The 23,947-nt window shown below is 62.0% G+C and carries 21 protein-coding genes and 1 pseudogene; 7 read left to right on the top strand and 15 right to left on the bottom strand.

The features are described 5' to 3' along the window. Positions 1-7: 7 nt before the first annotated feature. Together RHPLAN_RS13845 and RHPLAN_RS13840 are read right to left on the bottom strand one after the other, a co-directional pair. Positions 8-982: a Bug family tripartite tricarboxylate transporter substrate binding protein gene (locus RHPLAN_RS13845; RefSeq protein WP_068018742.1), complete on the bottom strand. Its 975-nt coding sequence runs from the start codon at positions 980-982 to the stop codon at positions 8-10. 116 nt (positions 983-1,098) lie between these two features. Beyond that, positions 1,099-2,070 (bottom strand): Bug family tripartite tricarboxylate transporter substrate binding protein, encoded by a 972-nt coding sequence (locus tag RHPLAN_RS13840; RefSeq protein WP_068018740.1) that lies wholly within the window; start codon positions 2,068-2,070, stop codon positions 1,099-1,101. 295 nt (positions 2,071-2,365) lie between these two features. Between RHPLAN_RS13840 and RHPLAN_RS13835 the strand changes: the two genes are divergently transcribed. The 3 genes from RHPLAN_RS13835 (at position 2,366) to RHPLAN_RS13825 (ending at position 4,457) form a co-directional block, all read left to right on the top strand. After that, the gene (locus RHPLAN_RS13835) at positions 2,366-2,566 is read left to right on the top strand and encodes a hypothetical protein (protein ID WP_068018739.1); all 201 of its coding nucleotides are present in this window, start codon (positions 2,366-2,368) and stop codon (positions 2,564-2,566) included. 223 nt (positions 2,567-2,789) lie between these two features. Then, the gene (locus RHPLAN_RS13830) at positions 2,790-3,659 is read left to right on the top strand and encodes a Bug family tripartite tricarboxylate transporter substrate binding protein (RefSeq protein ID WP_068018737.1); all 870 of its coding nucleotides are present in this window, start codon (positions 2,790-2,792) and stop codon (positions 3,657-3,659) included. Between the two features lie 12 nt (positions 3,660-3,671). Beyond that, on the top strand, positions 3,672-4,457 hold the full coding sequence (locus RHPLAN_RS13825; RefSeq protein WP_068018734.1) for a dienelactone hydrolase family protein: 786 nt from the start codon (positions 3,672-3,674) through the stop codon (positions 4,455-4,457). Here the strand turns inward: RHPLAN_RS13825 and RHPLAN_RS13820 are convergent. Next, positions 4,414-5,418, bottom strand: coding sequence for a LysR family transcriptional regulator (locus RHPLAN_RS13820; RefSeq protein ID WP_157100253.1), 1,005 nt, complete (start codon positions 5,416-5,418; stop codon positions 4,414-4,416). The genes RHPLAN_RS13825 and RHPLAN_RS13820 overlap by 44 nt on opposite strands. After that, on the bottom strand, positions 5,415-5,843 hold the full coding sequence (locus RHPLAN_RS13815) for a hypothetical protein (protein ID WP_068018727.1): 429 nt from the start codon (positions 5,841-5,843) through the stop codon (positions 5,415-5,417). The genes RHPLAN_RS13820 and RHPLAN_RS13815 overlap by 4 nt, the downstream gene beginning before the upstream one ends. 40 nt (positions 5,844-5,883) lie before the next feature. On the opposite strand from RHPLAN_RS13815, the gene RHPLAN_RS13810 reads away from it, so the two are divergent. Continuing rightward, entirely contained in the window at positions 5,884-6,294 is a 411-nt protein-coding gene (locus RHPLAN_RS13810; RefSeq protein WP_068018724.1) for a helix-turn-helix domain-containing protein, read from the top strand. A gap of 18 nt (positions 6,295-6,312) precedes the next feature. Here RHPLAN_RS13810 and RHPLAN_RS13805 read toward each other — a convergent pair whose 3' ends face one another. After that, positions 6,313-6,528 (bottom strand): hypothetical protein, encoded by a 216-nt coding sequence (locus RHPLAN_RS13805; protein WP_068018721.1) that lies wholly within the window; start codon positions 6,526-6,528, stop codon positions 6,313-6,315. A 264-nt stretch (positions 6,529-6,792) separates the two neighbouring features. Between RHPLAN_RS13805 and RHPLAN_RS13800 the strand changes: the two are divergent. Then, positions 6,793-6,987, top strand: a pseudogene (locus RHPLAN_RS13800) (DUF6496 domain-containing protein); the annotation flags it as partial. A 37-nt stretch (positions 6,988-7,024) separates the two neighbouring features. On the opposite strand, the gene RHPLAN_RS13795 reads toward RHPLAN_RS13800, so the two are convergent. Together RHPLAN_RS13795 and RHPLAN_RS13790 are read right to left on the bottom strand one after the other, a co-directional pair. Next, entirely contained in the window at positions 7,025-7,216 is a 192-nt protein-coding gene (locus RHPLAN_RS13795) for a hypothetical protein (RefSeq protein WP_157100252.1), read from the bottom strand. A 244-nt stretch (positions 7,217-7,460) separates the two neighbouring features. Next, the gene (locus RHPLAN_RS13790) at positions 7,461-7,658 is read right to left on the bottom strand and encodes a hypothetical protein (RefSeq protein ID WP_068018714.1); all 198 of its coding nucleotides are present in this window, start codon (positions 7,656-7,658) and stop codon (positions 7,461-7,463) included. 1,236 nt (positions 7,659-8,894) lie between these two features. Between RHPLAN_RS13790 and RHPLAN_RS13780 the strand changes: the two genes are divergently transcribed. After that, positions 8,895-9,308, top strand: coding sequence for a cupin domain-containing protein (locus tag RHPLAN_RS13780; RefSeq protein ID WP_068018708.1), 414 nt, complete (start codon positions 8,895-8,897; stop codon positions 9,306-9,308). Between the two features lie 863 nt (positions 9,309-10,171). Here RHPLAN_RS13780 and RHPLAN_RS13775 read toward each other — a convergent pair. Beyond that, positions 10,172-12,403, bottom strand: a complete 2,232-nt coding sequence (locus tag RHPLAN_RS13775; protein ID WP_068018705.1) for a coiled-coil domain-containing protein — start codon at positions 12,401-12,403, stop codon at positions 10,172-10,174. A 118-nt stretch (positions 12,404-12,521) separates the two neighbouring features. Here RHPLAN_RS13775 and RHPLAN_RS13770 point away from each other — a divergent pair, with 118 nt between their 5' ends. Then, a complete protein-coding gene (locus tag RHPLAN_RS13770; protein WP_198164913.1) occupies positions 12,522-13,946 on the top strand; it encodes an MFS transporter in 1,425 nt (474 codons plus the stop codon). Between the two features lie 88 nt (positions 13,947-14,034). Here the strand turns inward: RHPLAN_RS13770 and RHPLAN_RS13765 are convergent, their stop codons facing one another. Genes RHPLAN_RS13765 through tkt form a run of 7 tightly spaced genes read right to left on the bottom strand, consistent with a single transcriptional unit; the run spans position 14,035 to position 23,898 of the window. Next, complete coding sequence (locus RHPLAN_RS13765; protein WP_335341065.1) at positions 14,035-14,694, bottom strand: ROK family protein; 660 nt, start codon at positions 14,692-14,694, stop codon at positions 14,035-14,037. A gap of 55 nt (positions 14,695-14,749) precedes the next feature. After that, entirely contained in the window at positions 14,750-15,478 is a 729-nt protein-coding gene (pgl, locus tag RHPLAN_RS13760) for a 6-phosphogluconolactonase (protein ID WP_068018696.1), read from the bottom strand. Continuing rightward, positions 15,475-16,347 carry an HAD family hydrolase gene (locus RHPLAN_RS13755; RefSeq protein WP_068018692.1) on the bottom strand — a complete coding sequence of 291 codons (873 nt, stop codon included), beginning with the start codon at positions 16,345-16,347 and terminating at the stop codon, positions 15,475-15,477. Before RHPLAN_RS13755 ends, pgl begins: the two co-directional genes overlap by 4 nt. Next, positions 16,344-17,864, bottom strand: coding sequence for a glucose-6-phosphate dehydrogenase (gene zwf / locus RHPLAN_RS13750; RefSeq protein WP_068018690.1), 1,521 nt, complete (start codon positions 17,862-17,864; stop codon positions 16,344-16,346). The genes RHPLAN_RS13755 and zwf overlap by 4 nt, the downstream gene beginning before the upstream one ends. A gap of 2 nt (positions 17,865-17,866) precedes the next feature. Next, a complete protein-coding gene (gnd, locus tag RHPLAN_RS13745) occupies positions 17,867-18,850 on the bottom strand; it encodes a phosphogluconate dehydrogenase (NAD(+)-dependent, decarboxylating) (protein ID WP_068018687.1) in 984 nt (327 codons plus the stop codon). Positions 18,851-18,877: 27 nt separating this feature from the next. Next, on the bottom strand, positions 18,878-21,751 hold the full coding sequence (locus RHPLAN_RS13740) for a bifunctional transaldolase/phosoglucose isomerase (protein WP_068018684.1): 2,874 nt from the start codon (positions 21,749-21,751) through the stop codon (positions 18,878-18,880). Beyond that, a complete protein-coding gene (tkt, locus tag RHPLAN_RS13735) occupies positions 21,748-23,898 on the bottom strand; it encodes a transketolase (protein ID WP_084244852.1) in 2,151 nt (716 codons plus the stop codon). Before tkt ends, RHPLAN_RS13740 begins: the two co-directional genes overlap by 4 nt. Positions 23,899-23,947: the final 49 nt, after the last annotated feature.

Raw genomic sequence — 23,947 nt, 5'->3', positions numbered from 1 at the left:
CCCTGCCCTATTCCACGCTGGCGCCGGAGAACTCGACCACCTTCCGCCACTTCTCGGTCTCGGAGACAATGACCTTGCCGAAGTCTTCCGGGGTGCCCTTCATCGGCACGCCGCCGAGATCGGCGAGTCTTGCAATCAGCTTCGGATCGGCAAGTGCGTCGTTCATCGCCTTGTTCATGACGGCGATGACTTCTGGCGGGGTGCCCTTGGGCGCGCCCATGCCGAACCAGGCGCTGGCCTCGTAGCCCTTCACGGTGTCGGCGACGGTGGGCACATCAGGCAACGCAGGCGAACGCACATCGGTGGTCACGGCCAGCGCGCGAAGCTTTCCGGCGCGGATGTGCTCGATCGAGGATGGCAGGTTGTCGAAGAACACCTGGCACTGGTTGGACAGCATGTCGATCAGCGCCGGGCCTGCGCCCTTATACGGCACGTGCGTCATCTTCACGCCGGTCATGGCCATGAACAACTCGCCGGACAGATGCACCGAGGTGCCGTTGCCGGACGACGCCATGTTGATCTTGCCCGGATTGGCCTTGGCGTATGCGATGAACTCGGCCACGGTCTTGGCCGGCACGTTCGGATTGATCTCCATCACGTTCGGCACGCGCGTGATGCCGGCCATCGGCGCGATGTCGGTGACGAAGTTGAAAGGCAGCTTCTTGTAGAGCGACGTATTGATGCCGTTAGCCGGATTGACGAGCAGCACCGTGTAGCCGTCGGGCGCGGCGCGCACCACGGCATCGGTGCCGATGTTGTTGCCACCACCGGCGCGGTTCTCGATGACGAACTGCTGGCCGAGCCGGTCCGACAGAAACTGCGCGACGAGCCGCGCCAGGATGTCGGTTGTGCCGCCCGGCGGATAGGGCACGATCCAGTGAATCTGCTTGTCCGGATACGCCGCCCAGGCTCGCGTGCTGATAAACGGCGCGGCGATCAAGCCGCTGGCGGACACACGGAGAAAGTCACGGCGTTTCATCATCTCGTTCGCTCCCTGTACCCGGCCGGAAATTTCCGTGCCGGGCCAATTTTGTTCGTTTCTATTATGGAGAAATTACGCGGGCCTGGACCAAGCGCCAAGCCCAAACCCGCCCTCGCCTATTGAACTTTAATGTTATTGGCTTCGATCAATTGCTTCCAATTGGCGATCTCGCCTGCGATCTGGTCGCGCATCTCTTCGGGGGTGGTCGGCGTCGCAATGTTGCCGCCCTCCTTGAGCTTGGCCTCCACGTCCTGGAGCGCCAACGCCGCGCGCAGTTCGGCGTTCAACCGGTCGACGATCGGACGCGGCGTGCGCGGCGCGGCCGCCATGCCGAGCCAGGACATGTAGTGCACGCCGGGCAAGGTCTCGGCGACGGTGGGCGCCTCCGGCATCAGCGAAAAGCGCGTCGGCGAGGTGACGGCGAGCGCGCGGAATTGACCATTGGCAATACGCGGGAAGCCCGAGGTCGCGGTGTCGAGCATCACGTCGACGCGGCCGGACAGCACGTCGGTCACCGCTGCCGCCGAACCGCGATACGGCACCGGCACGAGTTCGACGCCGGCCTTGGCGTTCACCCAACTGCCGATCAGGTGATAGATCGAACCGAGCGAGGTGATCACATAGGTGATCTTGCCGGGGTTCGCCTTGGCTCGCGCGAGCAAATCGCCAAACGACTTGATCGGCGAGTCCTTCGGCACCTGATAAACGAACGGATAGGCACACACCATGCTGAGAAAACCGAAGGTGTCGTCGCCCTCGAACGGAAACTTGCCGATCGCAGCGCCGCTCGCATAGCCCGCCGTCAGGAGCGTCATCGTGGTGCCGTCCGGCGGCGCGTGCGACACGATGCTTGCGGCGATCCCGCCGCCACCGCCGGTGTTGTTTTCGACCGTGACGGATTGGCCGAGGCGCTCGGCGAGCTTGTCGGCGAGCAGCCGTCCGACGATATCCGGGCTGCCGCCCGGCGACGTTCCGATCAGGATACGCAGCGCCCGCTGGGGCCAGTTCTGCTGTGCGAAGGCAGGCAACACCGAGCCTGCAGCGAACGCGCCGGACAGTGCCAGCGCGCGGCGTCGATTGAGGTGCATATGTGATTCATTCCGGCCTTAAACAGGGCAAGGTTAGCAGGGTTCTAACAGCGCTGAAAACACGTCAAATCTCCTGCCGGATAGACAAAGCGACGCAGAATTCGCGGCCTTCCAGGCCTGAAGCGGCGGCGCATAACGAATTTTCGATTAAAGCGGGCAATACAATTCTTCTCAAAGGCTCAAGCTGATTTCCACGTTCGTGATGTAAGCATGTCAAAAATACGAACATGGGGGCGGACCACCAGTGAGCCGGCTTTTCTCCAATCGCGCGTGGAGTGCATTAGCGGTAAGCGCCGTGGTGACCGCGATCGCGCCGGTTCTCGTCATCGGCCGGCACGATCGCATTGACGCCTCCTGGAAGAAGCCATGGCCGGCCTTGCTCGATCGTCCGGCTGCGGTCGAGCCGGAGCTCGCCGTCTTGCAGCGGCGCATCGAGGCTTCGCTCGAGCGGTTGCTGAAATCCGACAGCACCACTCGATCGTCAGAACCGCTGTAAGCCCAAGCGAGCTCCTGAACATCGCGCTTGCACCTCATCGGCCTCGCCAAGGACTTGTGGCCACCACACATCCGTCGCCTATACTCGGAACTTCGGGGACTCGAAACATTCCGGCAGGCGACGAAAGACAATGCGCGTTGAGCGATGGCTGGTTTCGTTACTGATTCTCAGCGCGACAGTTCAAGCATCCCCAGCGCAGGAGCGTGACTGGCCATCGCGGCCTGTGACGATCGTCAATCTATTCGGTGCCGGTGGCGCCGGCGACGTCGCGTCGCGCGCCGTGGCCCAGGCGCTGGGCGACAAGTTCGGCCAGTCTTTCGTGGTCGAAAACCGGCCGGGCGGCGGCGGGGTGGTCGGCACATCCTATGTGGCCAAGAGCAAGCCGGACGGCTACACGCTGATCACCACGGCGATCGGCCCCGCGGTGCTCAACCAGTTGCTGTTCAAGTCTGTGCCCTACGACACCGACCGCGACTTCACGTCGGTGATCATGCTGGGCGAAGTGCCGAACGTGATCGTTGCGAGCCCTCAACTCGGCTTCAAGACGCTTTCGGACCTCGTGGCCTATGGCAAAAGCAATCCGGCTGGCCTAACCATCGGACACGCTGGCGTCGGTTCGATGGGCCATCTCACAGCCGCATTGTTCGCGTCGAAAGCCGGACTGAAAGCGACCTATGTGGCCTATCGCAGCCCCAATGCGGTCGTGACCGACGTACTGAGCGGTCAGATCCAGGCTGGCGTGCCGACCTTCATCCCGGCGGTGCAGTCCGTCACGGCGCTTGCGGTCACGGGCGACCGGCGGCTGGAATTTCAGCCGAACATCCCGACGATCCGCGAAAGCGGCCTGGACGTCGTGGCGGTCACCTGGATCGCGATCCTCGCACCAGCCGGACTGCCTGACAAAATCCGAGGCCAGATCAACGTGGCGATCAACGACTATCTCAAATCCGACCAGGGCCGGCAGACCTTCGCCAAGATCAACGTCCGGGCCATCGGCGGCATGCCCGAAGAGCTTGCACAGACAATCAAGAAGGATCGCGAGCTGTGGACGCCGATCATCGCCAAAGAAAACATTCAACTCGAACCGAACTGAGGCGGAACACCGATGATCGAGTCCATGATCGATATTGAAACGCCCGACGGCCGGATGGACACCTTCGTCTGCCATCCGGAGCAAGGCGGACCGTTTCCATCGGTTTTCATCCTGATGGACATCTGGGGCCTGCGCGAAGAGCTGTTCGACATCGCGCGCAAGATTGCGGTCACCGGCTATCACTGCATCGTGCCGAACTTCTGGTATCGGCAGGGCCGCGTGCGGTTCGAACTCCGTGACGAGAAGGACCGCATGCTGTCGTTCGAGCAGATTCCGGACGAGACCAAGCTCGCGATGCGCCGGCAGATGGCGCTGCTGACCGACGAGATGGCCATGGCCGACGTCCAGGCGGCGCTCAATTTCCTGCGCGGCGAGCCGGTGATCGACGGCCCGAAAGGTGCGATCGGCTATTGCCTCGGCGGCCGCTACGTCTTCCAGGTCGCAGCCCTATATCCCGACCACTTCCGCGCCGTGGCAAGCATGCACGGCACGCGACTTGTCAGTGACGATCCGCTGTCGCCGCACAAGCTCGCACCGAAGTGCCGGGGCGAAGTCTACTGCGCCTTTGCCGAGCACGATCATTTCGGCGCACCGCCGGTCCGGCAGGCGTTGCTCGAAGCGTTCAGCGCCAACCCGAACGCAAAGTATCATCCGATGCTGCATCAGGCGGCGATCCACGGCTACGCGCTGCCCGACCGTGACATCTACGCGAAGCAAGCCGCCAATCGCGACTGGGAGACGATCTTCGCGATGTTCAATCGGAACCTTGCTTCTCGGAAATCGCATGCTGCCGCATGAACTTGATAAAGGCGAGCGCGGCCGGCCCCGATTCATCGCTGCGATGGATCAATGAGGTTGGCGCCATCGGGGGCTTCATGGAGAAATCGCGGTAGACGACGTTCGGCATGTTGACGTTCTTGAATGCTTCGGAGACCACGGCCACGCCGTGACCGGCCGACACGCAGGCCAGCACGGTAATCGCGTCCTTCACCCGTGCTGTGATCCGCGGCGTAAACTGGCCGGCTTCGCCGATCACATCGATGTGCTTCCAGAATCCGACATCGAGCTCGGGCGAATAATTGACGAAAGACTCCGATCTGAGCTGCGACGGGTGGATGCGATCGTGATGCGCCAGCGGGTGGTCGCTGTGCAGCGCGAGCATCATCGCGCGGCGACAGACGACAAATCCCCGCAGGCTGTGCGGATACCGGTTCGGCTTACGCACGAAGCCGAAATCCAGATCTCGCTGCAACACGGACGTGATCTGGCTCATCGTCGGCGCCTGTTTGAGGCTCACCTCGATGCCCGGATGCAGCTTCTGGAAGCCGCGGACGAATTTGTCGATCAGACCGAACAGCGGCACGATCGTCATGAATCCGATCGCGATACGACCGACCTCGCCGCGCGCGGCCTGGCGCGCGACCGCCTCCGCCGCCGCGGCTTCGCGCAGCACGGTGCGCGCACGTTCGAGGAAGCGAGCGCCGACGTCGGTCAGTTCGATTTCCGTATTGCCCTTCCGCGCGACGAGCCGCGCATGCAGTTGCGTCTCGAGCTTTTTGATCTGATTGCTCAGCGTGGGCGTGCTGATGCCGAGGCTGAGCGCGGTGCGGCCGAAGTGCTTGTTCTCAGCGAGCGCTACGAAGTAACGGAACAGACGTGTCTCGATCTCAGCCATCGTTAGATGCCATCTAACGAAATTATGACATGTCTTTAATGACTTGCGCAAACGCCTGTGGTTGATTGAAAATAACGTTTTCAAGCCAGCAAATCGTTTCCGGGGGGATGCGAGCCGGCGTGAATACGGGTCAAACGACTTCCGGCGGATGGCTTCGGAAATTCAAACACATCGCCATAAGGCAGGCCCCCGAACGTCTCGGGGTTATTGGAGTTTGGAATACCGCGTCTCATTTGCTGCACGATGCCCAAAGTCTCGAATGCAACGACTGCGGTCACAGCAAATAGCAGTACAAAAGGCGAGATAGTCCAATGCCCCATAACAAGCTGCGAATTGTTGCTCACGGCAGCTCGGCAGTTGCTCAACGTCGAAGCCGCGCGGCAGCACAGGCCGCTTGCCTCGATGGGACGGACAGCCCGAGCGCGGAAGAGAACGTACGTCTCCTCAAGGCATTCGGTCGCGTGGACGACAGCCGCAGACGCGCCTGGCTGCTCGAACTGGTCGAACATTTTGCCGGCCTAGACACCGCGGCGCACTGATCAGAAAACCATGCCCAAGTCCCTGTCGACCGCACCGAAAAAAAAGAAGCCGAATCCGATCGACCGTCACGTCGGCGCGCGTGTGCGCATGCGGCGGCTGATGCTCGACATGACGCAAACCGAACTCGGCGACAAACTCGGGCTGACCTTCCAGCAGGTGCAAAAATACGAAAAAGGCACCAACCGGATCGGCGCGTCGCGGCTGCAACATATTGCCGACGTGCTTCAGGTGCCGGTGTCGTTTTTCTTTGAAGGCGCCGACAGCGAGATCAAGAGCACCGAGTCCCGCTCAATGTTCGTTTCGGAATTCCTGGCGTCATCCGAAGGCATTGCCCTGGTCAAGGCCTACATGAGCATCCGGGATACAAAGACCCGCCGCTGCATCGTACAACTGGTCGAGCAGATTTCGCCTCGCGCCTGAACAGTCGCTCCGGAAACTTCATCGGCTTTTCCTGGCCGGCAACCGGTGCACTGTCGCCGACTGGCCGGCGCTTTTGCGCAGCGCATCGCGCAAGCCAACGGGCCGATCGTGTTTCTTCAGCACGTCGGAAAACGCCTCCTCGGCCAGCTCCTGAAATGTCTGCATCCTGTCGTCGGCCAACTGGTTGAGGGCCGTCAGGGTCTCGTCGTCGAATTGGATGCGCTTGCCGGGCATCTTCGCAAGGTGTCGGGAACCAATTGAACGGTGCTGTCTTGTTCCAGCGCCGGGCTAGCTGCTGGATTCCGGAGCCGTCGGTTTGTCGTCGCCGCCGAGAATGAGGATCGCGTCGTCCAAAGCGCCGTCGTCTTCCTCGGTGTCGCGGCGAATACGCCGGCGGATGATCAAACGGCTGCGAACCGGTTTTGGATGGTGCTTGTGCATGCCCAGACAACCAGAACGCCGGTGACGAAGTTCCTGGCAAAAGCCGAGGAGGATTGAATGGCGAAAAAGCGTCGAAAGCGGAAATACTCACGCAGCTCTGGAAAAGACGTCGAAAGCGAGATGCGGCGTTACAAGCGGGGAACCGCCAAGAGCGGCCGCGGCGGCAAAGGCGGCAAGGTCAAAAGCCGCAAGCAGGCCATCGCGATCGGCCTGTCGAAAGCGCGCAAGAAGGGCAAAAAGGTGCCGCGCAAGCGACGCTGACGAAAAAGCCCGACCGGTGCCCCTGAAGCTATTCCGCGGCGATGGGCTGCGGGCTTGAGATCGGCATGACCTTCCAATCCCACCAGGCGAATTCGAGCTGGAAGTCCTCGCCTTCCATAAGGCAGCCGTAGGCGGTGCGATTGGGCCCGCGCGGAAATTTCTTTTCGCTCGGTCCGATCAGCGTGCCCTCGAAGGTGTGCGCGCCTTTGCGAACCCGCACGCGGCGACCCAACAACGAAATCAATTCGTGATCTTCAAGCCGATACACAGTCACGCCCTAAACGCCGCATTCCCAATGCGCGCAACCGTAGTCGCGTGGCCGACAAAATCCAGGGCATCTTGTGGATAAGCACAGTGTCGTGATGCCGACACCGCGCAGCCGTGTCGAATGGCACACACCACGCGGCACCTCGATAGACTAAAATTGCGGTGCGTCGATTGACGCGAACGATACCGGCGCCGCGCTATCGCATCGTCGACTGGAGATTGGCGATCTGCTCGGACTGCTGGACCAGCCAGGTGCGGCGCCGGGGGTCGCGGATGCGGAGAAAGGCCCGGAGCAGCCGCAAGCCCTCCTCGGGGAGAGTCTCGGGCACCGCTGCCGCTTTTGACTGCAAATGCGCGAAATCCGCGATCGCAACAATTTTGCTGTCATCGGCCATTTGGGAATTTCCTCCCGCGGACGGGTGTTATCCTGTCGCCACGACGGGGAAGAGGCTTTCGCATGACGGGTAAGGCACCGAACACAACGGCAGAGTACTTGGCGACCATGTGCGACCAGCTCGCCGCCCTCGCCGAGCGGGACGGGCTCGAGGTTGGAGCCCATCTGCTCAGGATGGCCAAGCTAGAATTCGCCGAGCGGGCCCAAGCGGGCGTCCCGCCTGCGACCGCAACGAATCGCTGAAGTGTCAGGCAGAGTGCAGGCCGCGTCATTAAGGACGCGGCGCGACTTCGTTTGCTGTCATCGAATGGAAAGCTGTTCGGGTCGATGGACCGGCTTCGGCCTCACCCGCGGACGAATACTGTTCGGTGATCGTCACGGCGAGCTTCCAGGCAATGACGAACACCAGGACGAAGAGCGCCAAGAAAGCGAACAGGCTTCCCGACCCGGAAAATAAAGCACTGCACAAGGAGTGCGACGCCGCGCGGATGGTCGCTGTGACGATTTGACCGGTGCGATTGAGAGAAATTCCCGACCGTGTTGACGCGGCTCACCAGCCGCTTCGCGCAAAATGACGCACGTCCTGTCAAACGCGCAAGCGCCTCGCCATCTTGTCTTTCGTGTCGCGGAGCAGGGAATGAAGCCCCCCTGATTTCCCCAAGCTTGCTCCACGACCAGCCCCGTCTCCCCCGAGGCGGGGCGTTTCATTTTCGGCGCCGAGACCACACGTTGAATACAAGAGCGCGGGCAAATCCTGCCCGCGCTCTTTGTCGGCCTCCACAAGCGAGACGACTATTCGATCACGTCACCCGGCGGCTGCGCGATCGTCGCAACAGCGAGGCCAAGAAGATTCGGCCTCGTTGGCGTTCCCGCGCAACGAGGCCGATAAACTCTCTACTTCTTCTTACGGGCCTTCTTCGCCTTCTTCGCTTTCTTGGCTTTCTTTGCCATGCAGTTTCCCCTTTAGGTTATGGGGCGCACAGGAGGGCGAGTACGCCCCGGACAGCGACAGTTGGCCCGATTCGGCTCGGTCAATCAAAATTTAATGGGGACAAGTCCGTCAGGTTTTCCACCGTTGTCGCGGGCTGACATCAAAGACGCGGCAGCGACGGGGCCGTGATAGTTTCTTAAGGCGTTCATTTGTCTCGATAAGAAACGCGCTCGCGAGGTGCGGCACGATCGCATCGCCGCACCATCGACTGACGACTCAAGCGAGTCTCAAGGGAGGACATTTCATATGATTCTCAGGCCCCTCATCGCTCTGGCTTTGCTGGCGTCTGCGCCGTCCGTGGCGCATGCGCAGGACGCGCCGCGGTCGAGCTCGGCACCCGCGTTCAAGTCTGCGATCCCCAACATCCCGGGCAAGCACCTCGTTGCCGTCGTCGTCGACTATCCGCCCGGCGCGAAGTCTCCGAGCCACCATCACGCGGCGTCGGCCTTCATTTACGCCCACGTGATCTCGGGCAGCGTGCGCAGCCAGGTCGACGACCAGCCGGTGAAGGTCTATCGCGCCGGCGAAGGCTGGTCGGAAAATCCCGGTGCGCACCATCGGGTGAGCGAGAACGCGAGCGCCACGGAGCCAGCCAAGCTGCTCGCGGTGTTCGTGCTCGATGCGAGCGAAACCACGCTGACGACGCCGGACGCGAAGTAACCCGGCAACGCCGGCCCGCGCGTCTTGCCGAATCGGCTGGGTGGAAGCCAGTGGCGGTGCGCTCGCCGGAGTCCATGCCCAACCGCCCGCGCCCGGCGAAAACATTTCGCGAGACTCTTGGGATGGAATCGCCCCACTTCTCTCCGCGCAGGAGAGAGCCATGGTCCGGGTGGTCGCCGTCGCACTGCTGGTCGCTAATTTCGCGAATGTGCTTTGCTTGTTTCGATATTTCTGAGCACGACAGCGCACGTCCCGTACGTTCAGCGCCGCTCCCGAAGGAAGCGGCGCTCGTTCTGCAGATTCACTTGTCAAACAGCCCGCGCTCCTAAACGCGTCACCTCAGCATTCATCCAGGCGTGATTCATCGGCCCCTTCAGATCAGGCGCGGGGCCAGCGCCTCTCTCTTTTCCTTCCCCTCACATGAGTGAGGGAGCGGAGCGCCGAGACGGCGCAGATAGCTGGGCGCTTTGCGAGGGCGCCCGCGGACCTTTGCGATCAGGCCCGCTCGCCTCCCGGCGCTCCACTGTGGCGATTTGTTGCGAGGCCACCGTTCGAGATTCGATCGGACAGGCTGGGCTCTCACCCACCATGCTCCAGGGGGCATTTGCGCCCGCTTTCACCCGACCGCGCCCTGCCACTGAAGGCGGCCCCCTCATCGGGGACGGACAATGACCTCACACCCTGGGACGTGGTCACGAGCCACGCCTGCAGGCGCCACACCCCGCTCCGCCAAATAGACGTCTCTAGACGACGCCCTCAACGAGCGAGGCAGAATCGCGTCTACTCGTGATTTGCGAGAATGCAAAGCGAAATCGCACGTCGCTGAAAAACGGCAAGACCGCCAGCGATGAGGAGTTCGCAGGCTAGGCGACCTTCTTGCCGCGCGCCGCGGTCTCCAGCTTGATGATATCGGCGCCTTGCTCGTCGCGAGAGAGGAACGACAATTCTGCGAACTGAAATTCGGCGACGGGGATTTTGTCGCGCGAGCCGTCCGCGGGCTGCCCTTCCTGGATCTCTTTGGCCCTCTCAGCCGGGAGCGGGTTGTCAGTCGCCAGGAGGCCTTGGCCCGAAACCAAGTCTGCACCGGAAATGACCTCTTGGCTTGCAATCATCCCTTGGCTTGAAGCGACCCGACGATCCGAAGCCGGGAGGTCTTCAAAATAGGCTTCCAGCAACTCGAAAATTTCATTCTTGGACTTCTGAAGTTCGCGGGCCTGCTCAGAAGTGCTCCCATTCGCTGCAGCGGAATCAACCAAGGCCGTGTCGTACCTGGCAAGTATCGAGTGTGAGGTCTCAAGCTTCTCGACATGCAGACGCATCGCGCTGAGCTTGGTTTCGGCCTGCTCGAATTTTTTTGCAATCGCGTTGTGCGATTCTTTCATTTCGGAAATGTCAGCGTGAAGCTGCCCGAGATCGCCGGCGTTAATCTGGAGCTCAGAGTTCATCCTGCGACGCGCCGCCTGCAGGAGATTGATGGCGCGGGAGAGTTCCTCGCATCGTTGTTGAAGCGCAGCGCGATCCAGCGCGACAGCCGTTGCTTGGCGGATACTCTCTTGGCTGATCGCCTTGGCGATCTCGATCTCCTTTTGGAAGCGTGTCGTTCGCTCACTAAGCTCGTTTCGGAACTGAGCCTCCTGCTCACCCAGCTTGCTTCGGAACAATCTTTCCTGGTCACCCAGCGCCTTTCGAAACAGAGCCTCTTGCTCGCCGAGATGGGTGTTCTGCTCAGCCAGTTCGCTCCGAAACTGAGCCTCCTGCTCAGCCAGCTTGCTTAGGAACAGAGCCTCTCGCTCACCGTGTCGTGTCGTTTGCTCAGCAAGTTCGCTTCGAAACCAAGCCTCCCCCTCCCCCAGCGCGTGTCGAAACAGGGTCTCCTGCTCAACCAGCTTGCCTCGAAACAAGCTCTCTTGCTCGCTAAGCCGAGTCGTCTGCTCAGCCAGCTCGCTTTGAAACTGAGCCTCCTGCTCACTCAGCTTGCTTCGGAACAGAGCCTCTTGCTCACCGTGTCGGGTCGTCTGCTCAGCAAGTTCGCTTCGAAACCAAGCCTCCCGCTCACCCAGCTTGCTTCGAAACAGAGCCTCTTGCGCTGCCAGCTTGCATTGAAACCGAGCTTCTTGATCACCGTGCCGGGTCGTCTGCTCAGCCAGCTCGCCTTGAAACCAAGCCTCCCGCTCACCTAGCTTGTCTCGAAAAAGCGTCTCCTGCTCGTCCAGCTTGCCTCGAAACAGTCTCTCTTGCTCGCCGAGCCGAGTCGTCTGCTCAGCCAGCTCGCTTTGAAACCAAGCCTCCCGCTCACCCAGCTTGTCTCGAAACAGGCTCTCTTGCTCGCCGAGCCGGGCCGTCTGTTCGCCGAGCTCGCTTTGAAGCTGCGCCGCCTGCTCGCGAAGCTCTCTTCGTTGCTCCTGCGTGCTCTTCAGCTCTGTCTCAAGCGCAACGATCTGAAATTTGTGGAGTTCAAGCTCCGCGTTCGAGCGATCAATCGCATCCTGAGCCGCAGCCGCGGTGGCGCTCTGATCGTTCAGCGTAGTTTCGGCGACGAGCAGCCGATCCGCCACCTGCATGTAATCGCGATGCGTGCTGTGGAACTGCGCCTGCAACGCAAGCTGTTCTTTTTCGGACAAGTTGAGTTTTTCGATCGCCGCAACCAGCTCCGAATCGCGCTTTGACGCTGCGCCGCGCAAGCCTATCAAGGACTGTTCAAGAGCCTTGATGGCTTGGCGCGCCGACTGCAGATCGTGCGTCTGCTGATCCCGCTTGGTGTTCAGCTCGAGAATCAGATCGTGACAGGAGGACAGCTTTTGCGACTGCTCCTCGATTGTCTTTTCAAGGCGTACGACCCGGACTTCGGCCGCGGACGGACCTGCCTTCGCTCGCGGCGGCTCGATCGGGGCCGCGCCGGCCATTTCGCTTCTTGCGGTCCTGGAGAAGCCATCCACGCGCGGGGCCAACACGGGCGCCGGCTGGCGCACGACCGGACGAGGATCGGCAGGAAGGAATATATCGTCGTCGAGGTCAAGAAGCCTGCCTCTCGGACTGTTCAAGCTGCGAGTCGCTGCGGGGAGCTTGCCCGCAGGCCGCGCATTCGGTTGCTTCATTGCTGATTTCTTCAGGTGCGCCGAACCAAGGCCCAATGTGTGAAAATTATGGTTAATTTCGCGTTAACACGGGGCTGCGCACCACTGCCGGGCGGGGCCGGCTGGTATGAGACGGGCCATGAATGTCGAGAATGAAGCCGGAACGGCCCGAGACCCTTTGAATCCACCCGGGCGGGGCAAACCCATCCACCGAAAGTGGGTCTTCACTGTCATCGCGCTCGCGCTGCTCATGATGTCGATCGACGGAACCATCGTCGCGACGGCGCTGCATTCCATGCAGCACGAGCTGCATACGTCGATCGACCTGGCGGGATGGACCATCACGGCATACTCGCTCGGATTCGTGGTCGTCTTGCCGATCGCCGGCAAACTCAGCGAGCAGTATGGCTGCCGCCGGGTGTTCCTCGGCTCCGTCGCCGCTTTTACGGTGGCGTCGTTTTGCTGCGGGCTGGCCGATAATATCTATGTGCTCATTGCATTGCGCTGGCTGCAGGCTGCCGGCGGTGCGGGTTTAACCCCCTCGGCGACCCAGATCATCGTCAGTTACTTCCGCGATGCACGGGACCGCGCTGTCAGCTTATTCGGCAGCATCTTCTCGATCGGCACGATGATCGGGCCCATCTTCGGCGGATTGTTCGTGTCATATTGGTCGTGGCGGGGCATTTTCCTGGTCAATGTGCCGATCGGCATTGCTGTCGTCGCGCTGGCCCTGCGTTACGTGCCGCGGGACAAACAGCGGGCAAGCGGAAATCATCCGAAAATGGATGTCATCGGCATCGCGCTGCTCGGTGGCGGCCTCCTGCTCGGCATGCTGGCGGTCAGCCATTTGGCCGAAAGGAACATACACGCGTGGTCGCCGACGTTTGCCGCCTCCCTGGCCATCGCTGTGGTGGCGCTGTGGCTGTTCTATCATCACATCAACCGAACGGCGCATCCCTTCATCGTCCCTCACCTGATCACCGGCCCTGGCTTCGGCACAGTCAATCTCATCAACGCCCTTTACGGCGGCGTCACCTCGGGCGTGGTGGCGCTCATCCCGCTCTACGCCAGCAACCGTTACGGCATCGACGCACTCGGCTCCGGCACCTTGCTTGTCGCCCAAGGAGCCGCAGCGATCATTTTTTCGATCTCGGCGACCTTCGCCTTGCGGCGCTCGGGCTATCGAGGACCGATGTATGTCGGCGGCGCCGTGACCGCAGCCGGAATGCTGCTGTTGGCAGTCAGTCCGCTGGGCGCAATTTCGCCGTATGTCTGGCTTGCCGGCTCGGCGTTCCTGATCGGAGCAGGCCGTGGCACGAACAACCCCGCCAGCCGCAACGCCGGACTGCAACTGGCGCCCCAATCCTCTTCGACGATTGCCGCGTTGCGGACGATGTGCATGTCGATCGGAACCATTCTCACAATCTCGACAGCCACTGCGATACTCGCCGGTTCTGACGACCCCGGCCGTATCCAAGCCTGGCTGTTCGCAATCGCCGGCGTGCTGCTCCTTGCAGCTCTTCCCTTGATCGCCCGCGTGCCGGAACATCGCGGCTCGTGGTAATCCACGCGGAGAATTTTGGGCTGATTGGCATCGCGCCGGCGGATTCACCAACGCAGATCGATGAGTTCAACCGGGCTGCTGCCACATCCTAAGATCGCGCGCCCGTTCTATCCTTGTCCCAAAGCTTGTAGCCGCCCTTGATAGCGTTGTCGTTGCCCCCCAACCGTACGCCTCGCGGCAGCTTTCCGATCTTGTCGGCATTTCCGCCTCCCAACACAACGTACTCGGGTTGCAGAGCCGCAGTCAGACGATTGATGATATCGAGGACGTGCTTGCGCCATTTCCGCTTACCCAGGCGCCGAATCCCTCTTACACCGGCATAGTCTTCGAAGGTCTTGCCCTTGCGGTACGGCAGATGCGCGAGCTCCATGGGTTCAATCACACCGTCGACGATCATCGCCGAGCCGAGGCCGGTCCCAATGCCAAGAAACAGCATGCGGCCGCCGTCGTAACTGCCGAGCGCCTGCATCGCGGCGTCGTTAAGGAGCTTGACCGGGCGCTTGAATGCTTTCTGAAAATCGAAGCCGGCCCAACCGGGACCGAGGTTGTGCGGCTCGGCGACCACCCGATCCCGCACCACCAGACCGGGATATCCAATAGACAGGACATCATAGTCCCAGTCCTTCGTTAGGCGCTTGACCTCGCTCACCATTCTCTTTGCGGTCATCTGCGGCCCGGAGTTGAACTCGCGACGCTCTCGCTGACCGCTGACCTCGAACTTGATGTGAGTTCCGCCGACATCGATCACAAGGATTCGCCGCCTCGAACCTTTGCTCTTCCTTGCCATATCGAAAATCCCAGCCTTAAAGCGGCGCGGCGGCGCGATCGGTAAACCAATGGAGCCGACCAGCGGGCTCGATCCGGGCTGACGGCAAGGCGCGGTCGCCGGCCTTGGCCCTTTGAACCGCAGATCGCTTGTCGCTACCGACCGCAAGAAATACAGCATCGCGACTGCTATCGAGCGCAGGGTAGGTCAGCGTGATGCGCGCTTCCGACTTGGCCCCGACCACCGCCACCGCCCAGCGCTGCTCTTCATCCAACGCCGGATGGCCTGGGAAAAGCGAAGCGGTGTGACCGTCATCGCCGATGCCCAGCAGCATCACGTCGAACAGCGGCCTCGCCGGATCGAGAACATCGGCGCCATAAAAGGCCTTCAGCTCTTTTTCGTAAGCACCGGCCGCCTGCTCAGGGCTGAGATGCTCGGTCGGGATCGGATGGACGTTGGCTTCGGGCACAGGCACCTGAGACAGGAGCGCCATCCGCGTCATTCGATAGTTGCTGTCAGGATGGTCATACGGGACGAAGCGCTCATCGCCCCAGAACCAGTGGACCCGATCCCAAGGAAAACGCTTGGCGATCGCCGGCTGCGCCAGGACCTCGTACAAACGCCGCGGCGTCGAGCCGCCCGAACAGCAGACAGCAAAGCGGCCCCTGGCGGTGACCGCCTTGGCACAAAGCCATTCGGCGGCGTCATGTGCCAACGCTTCGGCGTTTTCAAACACACGATGATCCACGGCCGGCTTGGCGGTCATTGCGCGACCTTCCGCGGTGCCCCTCCGCCGACCATCGGCGTCCGCTGGCCGCGCAGGACGAACCATTCGAGGGCCGCCGCGGCCCCGTCTTCGTCGTTTCGTCCCGTCACGAAATCGGCCGCCTGCTGAACGTCGGCATCCCCATTGCCCATCGCGATGCTGAGTCCGGCCTTCGAGAACATGTCGATATCGTTTTCGCCATCGCCGATGACCGCGACATTGGCGGGCGATACGCCCAACCGGGCTGCGATCTCCTGCACGGCGTGGCCCTTGTTGGCCAACGGGTGGGTGAAATCGAGATAGTAGGACTGCGAACGCGCGATATGAGCGCATCCCGACAGCGAGACCCGGACTTCATCCTGCAGCTTGTTCAGCAGCGCCGGATCGTCGCTCACCGCGACGATCTTCGCGGCCGTGCCAATGACAGCCGCGAAATCGTCAACGGCCACGGGGCCGAAGCCAACGGTTCGCTGCTCGAAGGGGACACGCGGGCCGTTGCGGTCGCGGACGTACCAATCGCGACCGGAGAAAACCCAGGCACTCGCGCCCGCGGCTCCGATGGCGTCAACGGCGTGCCGGGCCACGTCCGGCTCGATGAGGTGGCTCGCGATGACCGTCAGATCCGGCAACGCGACGATGCCGCCATTGAAGCCGGCGATCGGCGTTGTGATGCCCAGACGATCGATCACCGCCGTCATGCCGCGGGGCGGCCGGCTGCTGACGATCGCGAATTTGACACCGGCGCGGCGCAGCTCCTCGACGACTTCGACGGTTCTTGGAGCCAGCGACTTGTCGGTCCGCAGCAAGGTGCCGTCGACATCGGACACCACCGCGACGATATGGCCTGCCGGTGTGCGCTGAGCCGTCACGACTTCTTCCCGTTTTGATCGAGCGGGCGCCACTGGCGCCCATCGCGCGCCATGAGCTCATTCGCCTCAGCCGGACCTTCCGAACCGGCGGGATATGCCGCGGGCTCGTTCCGATCTTTCGACCAGGCATCGAGCAGCGGCTGAACGATGCGCCAGCCCGCCTCGATCTCCTCGGCGCGTTTGAACAGCGTCGTATCGCCGGTCATGCAATCGTAAACCAGCGTTTCGTAGCCGGTGCTGGGCGCGGCCTCGAAATAGTCCTTGTAGTCGAACCGCATTTGGACGCCGCCCATGGTCACCTTCGGGCCGGGCTTCTTTGCGCCGAAGCTGAGCGTCACGCCCTCCTCCGGTTGAATGTGAAGGACAAGATCGTTCGGTGTGAGCCGCTCGACCGGCGTGTCCCGGAACAATGCGAAAGGCGCCTGTTTGAATCGGATGACGATCTCACTGCGACGGGTCACAAGCGCCTTGCCGGTGCGCAGATAGAACGGCACCCCGGCCCACCGCCAATTGTCGATCATGACCTTCAACGCAACGTAGGTCTCCATTGCTGAATCCGGCGCGACCTCGGGCGACTCCCGATATGCCTTCACGGCCTTGCCGTTGACGGCGCCCGAGCCGTACTGGCCGCGCACGACGTTGCGCAGCGCATCGGCCTTGCCGAACGGGTGCACGGCTTCGAGCACCTTGCCCTTCTCGGTCCGCACCGCATCGGCCGCGAAGCAGGTCGGCGGCTCCATCGCCACAAGCTCGAGAAGCTGAAACAGATGATTGGGCACCATGTCGCGCAAGGCGCCGGTGGCATCGTAAAACTTGCCGCGCGTCTCCACGCCGACCGTCTCGGCGACCGTGATCTGGACATGGTCGATGTGGTTGCGATTCCACAGCGGCTCGAAGATGCCGTTGCCGAACCGGAACACCATGATGTTCTGGACGGTTTCTTTGCCGAGATAATGATCGATCCGGTAGATCTGGTTCTCGGACATCACCGATAAAATCTGCCGATTGAGCTCCTGGGCGGAGCGCAGATCGGTGCCGAACGGCTTCTCGATGATGACGCGACGCCAGTTCCCGTCCTGCTCCCGAAGCAGTTCCGCCCTACCGAGTTGGCCGATCACCGGTGCGAAAACCGCCGGCGGCGTCGCCAGATAGAAAAGAACGTTGCCGCTCGGCCCGGCCCTGCCGCCGCTTTGGACCAGCCGTTTGCCGAGCGCTTGATATGTTTCGGCGTCCTCGAGGTCGCCTTTGAGATAGGACATGCGTTCCCGGAGCCACTTCCAGTCGGCTTCGTTCTCCGAGGCGCTGGAGAACTTGCGCATGCTTTCGTCGAAGTCCCGCCGAAAGGCTTCGTCATCCTTTTCGGCGCGTGCAACTCCAACGATCGAGAATTCTTCCGGCAGCAGCTTCGAGCGCCGAAGATTGTAGAGCGCGGGCACAAGCAGCCGCTTGGTGAGATCACCCGCCGCACCGAAAATCACGAGCACGCAGGGCGGCGCTGGCTGAACGCGATCTGCCATGTTCACTCAGCCGCCTTGATCTCGACATGTCCCCCGAACTCATGACGCATCGCCGACAACAGCTTGTCGGCAAAGCTTTCACGGTCTCGCGACCGGAACCGGGCATAGAGCGCCGCCGAGAGCACGTCGGCCGCCACGGCCTCCTCGATCGCCGCCATCACGGTCCAGCGGCCTTCGCCGGAATCGTCGACAACGCCGGAATAGCCGGCGAGGTCCGGATCGCGCGCCAACGCAATCGACGTGAGATCGAGCAGCCACGAACCGATGACGCTGCCACGGCGCCAGACTTCGGCGATATCGGCCACATCGAATGAAAAGCGATGCTCGGGCGGCAGCGCATCCGACGAGGCGCGCCGGAGGATGTTGAAGCCCTCGGCATAGGCCTGCATCAAGCCGTACTCGATGCCGTTGTGGACCATCTTCGCAAAGCGGCCGGCGCCGCTCGGACCGCAGTGGACGTACCCGCGCTCCACGCGCGCATCCCGTTTTTCACGTCCCGGCGTGGGCTGCACATCGCCCTTCCCGGGCGCGAGCGCATCGAAGATCGGGTCGAGATGATCGACGACCGCCTTGTCGCCGCCGATCATCAGGCAGTAACCGCGCTCGAGTCCCCAGACGCCGCCGCTGGTCCCGCAGTCCACGTAGTGGATGCCTTTTTCCTTTAGCGCGAGGGCGCGGCGGACATCGTCCTTGTAGAGCGAATTGCCGCCGTCGATGATGATGTCGCCTTTGCTGAGCAGCTTGCCGAGCTGCTCGACGGCATCTTCGGTGATCTTGCCGGCCGGCAGCATGACCCATACCGCGCGCGGAGCTTTGAGCTTTCGAACCAGATCGGACAGATCAGAACCGCCGGTCGCACCTTCCTTGGTCAGAGCACTGATCGCGCCGGCATTCTGATCGAACACGACGCATTCGTGGCCCTTCCGCTGGAGGCGGCGCACGATGTTGCCGCCCATGCGGCCGAGGCCAATCATGCCAAGCTGCATTCGAAGATCTCCTACAACCGATTGGGCTTATTCCAGCGCCTGGCGAATGGCGTCCTTGAGTGCGGCCAATCCGCCCGCGACGTGCGAGCCGAGATGCACGCGCAAGGCGCGGCGCTGGCGCTGCTCCAAAACCTGGAGATCGCCCCGCGCCTGCGCGGCCTTCACCACGCCGAAGCTGTAGGAGCGGCCGGGGATCGGCACGTCCGCCGCGTCGTCGCAGGTGATCTGGAGGAAGACGCCGGTGTTGGGGCCCCCTTTGTAGGCTTGTCCCGTGGAATGCAGAAAGCGAGGGCCAAAGCCGACGCAGGTTGCCATGCGCAGACGATCGCGGATCATCACGCGGATATCCTGCAGGCTTTCGCCGTGCTGCTTGTTGCGCTCGACATAGGCCAGCAGCGCAGCATAGTCGCCGGGCTGCAGCCGCTTGAGATGCGCCGACAGATAACCAACCAGGGACGAAGCCTTGCCGAGCGCTGCGACGTTGCGAGCGTCGGCGAACAGGCTGATGCCGCCGGCTTCAAAGAACGGCTTCTCGGGCGGCAGCGAGCCCGATTTCTCATAAGCCGATGTCAGCTCCTTCGTCTGCACCTTGCTGGCTTCGACATCCGGCTGATCGAACGGATTGATCCCGATGATCGCACCGGCAACGGCCGTGGCGATTTCCCATCGGAAGAACTCCTGCCCGATTTGATAGGGATCGGAGAGCTCGATCCGAACCACCGGATTCCCAGCGGCCTCGATGGCGTCGATCATCTTGTCCTGTGCTGCGTCCGGGTTCGAGGCCAGACGCAGGTAGGCGAACAGCCGATCGTTGCCGTAGGCTTTGGGATCGGCCAGCGGCTCGGCATCGACGGGAATGACGCCCTTTCCGTGCTTGCCGGTGGATTCCGCAATCAGCTGCTCGAGCCATGCGCCAAAGTCTGCGATGGCTTTGGAGGCAACAATCGTCACCTTGTCGCGGCCTGCCTTGGCGGCGGCGCCCAGGAGCACGCCAAGAGCGACGCCCGGATTCTCGGCGGGCGGAACGTGGATTCCGCAAGACCTCACCATCAGTTCTGCCGCATTGAGAAAACGCGGGAGATCGAGACCCATCGCCGCGGCCGGCGCGACGCCGAAGGCAGACAGCACCGAATAGCGTCCGCCGATGTTGGGCTTGCCGTAATAGACGTGCCGGAAACGATCGCGTTTCGCTTCTTTCTCGAGACTTGAGCCGGGGTCGGTGATCGCAACGAAGTGCGAGCCGGCCGCCTCGGCGCCGACAGCCGTTTTGACGCGATCGAAGAAGTAGTCTTTCAACACGTTCGGTTCGAGCGTGCTGCCCGATTTGCTCGACACGATGAAGAGCGTATGGGCCGGGTTGACCTTGCTCTCGACCGTGCGGACTTGCGCCGGGTCGGTGGAATCCAACACCGAGAGACGCGGACCGCCGGTCTGAACGCCGAAGGTCTCCGCAAGCACCTCCGGACCAAGGCTCGAGCCGCCCATGCCGAGCAGCACCACGTCTGTGAAGCCTTGCTGGCGAACGTCGTTCGCAAGCGCCTTGAACTGATCGAGCCGCTTGGATTCGTCGGCGACGATATCCAGCCAGCCGAGCCATTTGGCCTCGTCCGTGTTGGTCCAGAGCTTGGCGTCGCCCGTCCAAAGCTGACGGACCTTTCCGTCCGCCCGCCATTGCTCCAGCGTCGCCTTGACGGACTTTTCGAGATCGGCGGGGAGCTTCCAGGACTGGGGGTCGATCTTCTTGCCGAGGATGGCCGCGCGCTTCTGGGCGACGGCGGCCAGCAGCTTGTCGAATGCATCGGCAAAAAGCTGAACGCCTTCGTCGACGAGTTGCCGCGTCACCTCGTCGATCGAGACTCCCGCCTGCGCGAGTTTCGACATGACGCTCTTGGCATCGTCGATGTTCTTTTCGAGGCTGTCGGCGACCTTGCCGTGGTCGCGGAAGGCATCCATCGTCGCCGGCGGCAGCGTGTTGACGGTATCGTCGGCGATCAACTCGTCCACATAAAGGACGTCGCTGTACTCCTTGCTCTTGGTGCCCGTGCTCGCCCACAACAGGCGCTGCGTCCGCGCGCCCTTGCTCTTGAGCTTGTCCCAGCGCGGCCCGGCGAACAGGCGCTTGTAGTGCTGATAAGCGAGCTTGGCGTTGGCAATCGCCACCTTGCCCTTCAGCGCCGCGAGGTCCTTGGCGCCCGCTTTGATCTTCTCGTCGAGCAGCTTGTCGACCGCGACGTCGATGCGGCTGACGAAGAAGCTCGCCACGCTCGCGATCTTCTTCGGATCGCCGCCATGGGCAACCAAATCCTCCAATCCAGCCAGATAGGCTTCGACGACCTTTTGATAGACATCCTGCGAGAACAGCAGCGTGATGTTCACGTTGATGCCCTCGCCGATCAGACGGCGGATCGCCGGCAGCCCCGCATCGGTGGCAGGGACCTTGATCATCAGATTGACGCGTCCCACCGCGCGCCAAAGCCGTTGCGCCTCCGCGATCGTGGCGTCGGTATCCATCGCCAGATAGGGCGACACCTCGAGGCTGACATAGCCGTCATTGCCGTTTGTGGCTTTATAGACCGGCAGCAACACGTCCGCAGCGTTCCGGATGTCCTCGATGGCCAGCGCCTCGTAGAGCGACATCACATCGCGGTCGCCCTGCTCCTCCGATTTCCTGAGCGACGCGTCATAGTCGCTGCTGCCGCCGATCGCCTTTTCGAAGATCGACGGATTGGACGTGACGCCGGTCACGCCGTCGCGCTCGATCAGCGTTTTGAGACTGCCGTCGGCGACGAACTTGCGCGCCAGGAAGTCGAGCCATGGCGCCTGGCCGTGCTGATGGAGCGCCGCGAGCGGATTGGCGGCTGCCTGCTGCGGCTTGGCCGAGCTTTGAGTTTGCGGATTCATTGTTGTTGCCCCTTGGATTTCTCGATCTGCTGACGCGCCGCCGCGACCACCGCATCCACGGTGAACCCGAACTTGGTCAGCAGATCCTTGAGCGGCGCCGATGCGCCAAAACTGTGCATGCCTATCGCCTTACCTCTGGCGCCGATGTAGCGATCCCAACCGATTGTCGAACCCATCTCCACCGAGACCCGGGCGGTCATTTCGGGCGGCAAAACTGCATCCCGATAGGATTGCTCCTGCGCCTCAAACAGTTCCCAGGATGGCATGCTCACCACCCGAGAAGACAGCCCTTCTTTCTTGAGCCGTTCGTGCGCGTCCACGCAAAGGCTGACCTCGCTGCCGGTCCCGATCAGAATCACCGCCGGGTCATCGGAGTCCGCCAGCACATAGGCGCCGCGTGAAACATTTGCGGCAGGCGCATAACGCGTCCGGTCGAAGGTCGGCAGCGGCTGGCGACTCAAGGCCAGACAGACCGGCCTGTTGTTCAGCGTCATGATCAGGCGATAGGCCTCGACCACCTCGTTGGCGTCCGCCGGACGCAGCGTGACGAGATCGGGTATGCCGCGCAACGACAGGAGCTGTTCGATCGGCTGGTGTGTCGGCCCGTCCTCGCCGACGCCGATCGAGTCGTGGGTGAAGACATAGAGGACCGGAAGCTCCATCAATGCCGCAAGGCGGATGGGCGGCTTCATATAGTCGGAAAAGATCAGAAAGCCCGCACCGAACGCCCGAAGCCCTGAAAGCGCCATCCCGTTCAGGATCGCACCCATGGCATGCTCGCGGACGCCGAAATGCATGTTGCGGCCGCCCGGACTTTTGGCTTCCAGATCGCCGGCGCCCTCGAACTTCAGATTGGTCTTGGTCGACGGTGCAAGATCTGCCGCTCCGCCCACCAGCCAGGGATATTTCACCGCGATGGCGTTGAGCACCTTGCCGCTCGACTCGCGCGTCGCTAGGCCTTTGGCGTCCGGAGCAAACGTCGGAATGTCCGAATCCCAGCCGTCCGGCGGAATGCGCTTCTCGATGCGATCGACCTGCTCCGCCAACTCTGGATGCTTGGCGCGATATTTCTCGAAGAGCCGTTGCCAAGACTCACGAAGATCCCGGCCACGTTTGCCGATGCCTTGCGCAAAATGCTCGTGGATGCCGTCCGGCACCAGGAATGTGGCATCCGCCGGCCAGCCATAGTTCTTCTTGGCGAGTTTTACCTCGTCCTCGCCAAGCGGCTCGCCATGTGCGGCGCCGGTGTCCTGCTTATGCGGCGCGCCATAACCGATGTGGCTGTTGACCACGATCAAGGTTGGCGCGTCACGCGTCCGGCGGAAGTCGTCCAGAAACGCGGCGAGGCCTGCGGTGTCGTTGGCGTCTTCGAGATGGTGCACCTTCCAGCCATAGGCCTTGAAGCGCGCCACCACGTCATCACCGAATGCGAGATCGGTGCTTCCCTCGATGCTGATGTGGTTGTTGTCGTAGATCCAGCACAGGTTGGAAAGCTTCTGATGTCCGGCGAACGAGGCCGCTTCGCTGGATACGCCCTCCATCATGTCCCCGTCGCCGCAGAATGCATAAACGTCATAACCGAACAGCGGGAAATCCGGCCGGTTGAAGTGGCTGGCCAGCCAGCGCCCCGAAAGCGCCATGCCGACCGAGTTGCCGCAGCCCTGTCCCAGCGGCCCTGTGGTTGTTTCCACGCCCCACGTTTTTCCGTGCTCAGGATGGCCAGGTGTTTTGCTGTCGATTTGCCGGAAGTGCTTGATGTCATCGAGCGTCAGAGCCGGTGCGCCAGCACCGTCCTTGACGCCCGTCAGGAGCAGCATCGAATAGAGCAGCATCGAGGCGTGGCCGTTGGACAGAACAAACCGGTCGCGGTTCGGCCAAAGAGGATCATCGGGATCGTATCGCAGAAAATTCTGCCACAGCGTATAGGCAACCGGCGCAAGCCCCATCGGCGCGCCGGGATGGCCGGAATTGGCCTTCTGGACGGCGTCCATCGACAGCGTCCGGATGGTGTTGACGGCAAGCTGCCGGATTTGAGATTCAGGCGATGTCCGCTCTTCCTTGGAGCGAATACCGTCAATTTCCTGGCGGTCTTTTGAGCGAAGGGCTGGCTTGGTTTTGGCTGGCTTGGTTTTCTTGGCGGTGCTCATGAACAAATCCCTGAACGCAACCGCCGGCAAGATCGAGACAAGGACCCCC

Origin of the sequence: Rhodoplanes sp. Z2-YC6860 (genome assembly GCF_001579845.1) — a bacterium.
Taxonomy (GTDB): Bacteria; Pseudomonadota; Alphaproteobacteria; order Rhizobiales; family Xanthobacteraceae; genus Z2-YC6860.
Note: the sequence above shows the minus strand (reverse complement) of the source record. Positions and strands in the feature narration are given on the sequence as shown.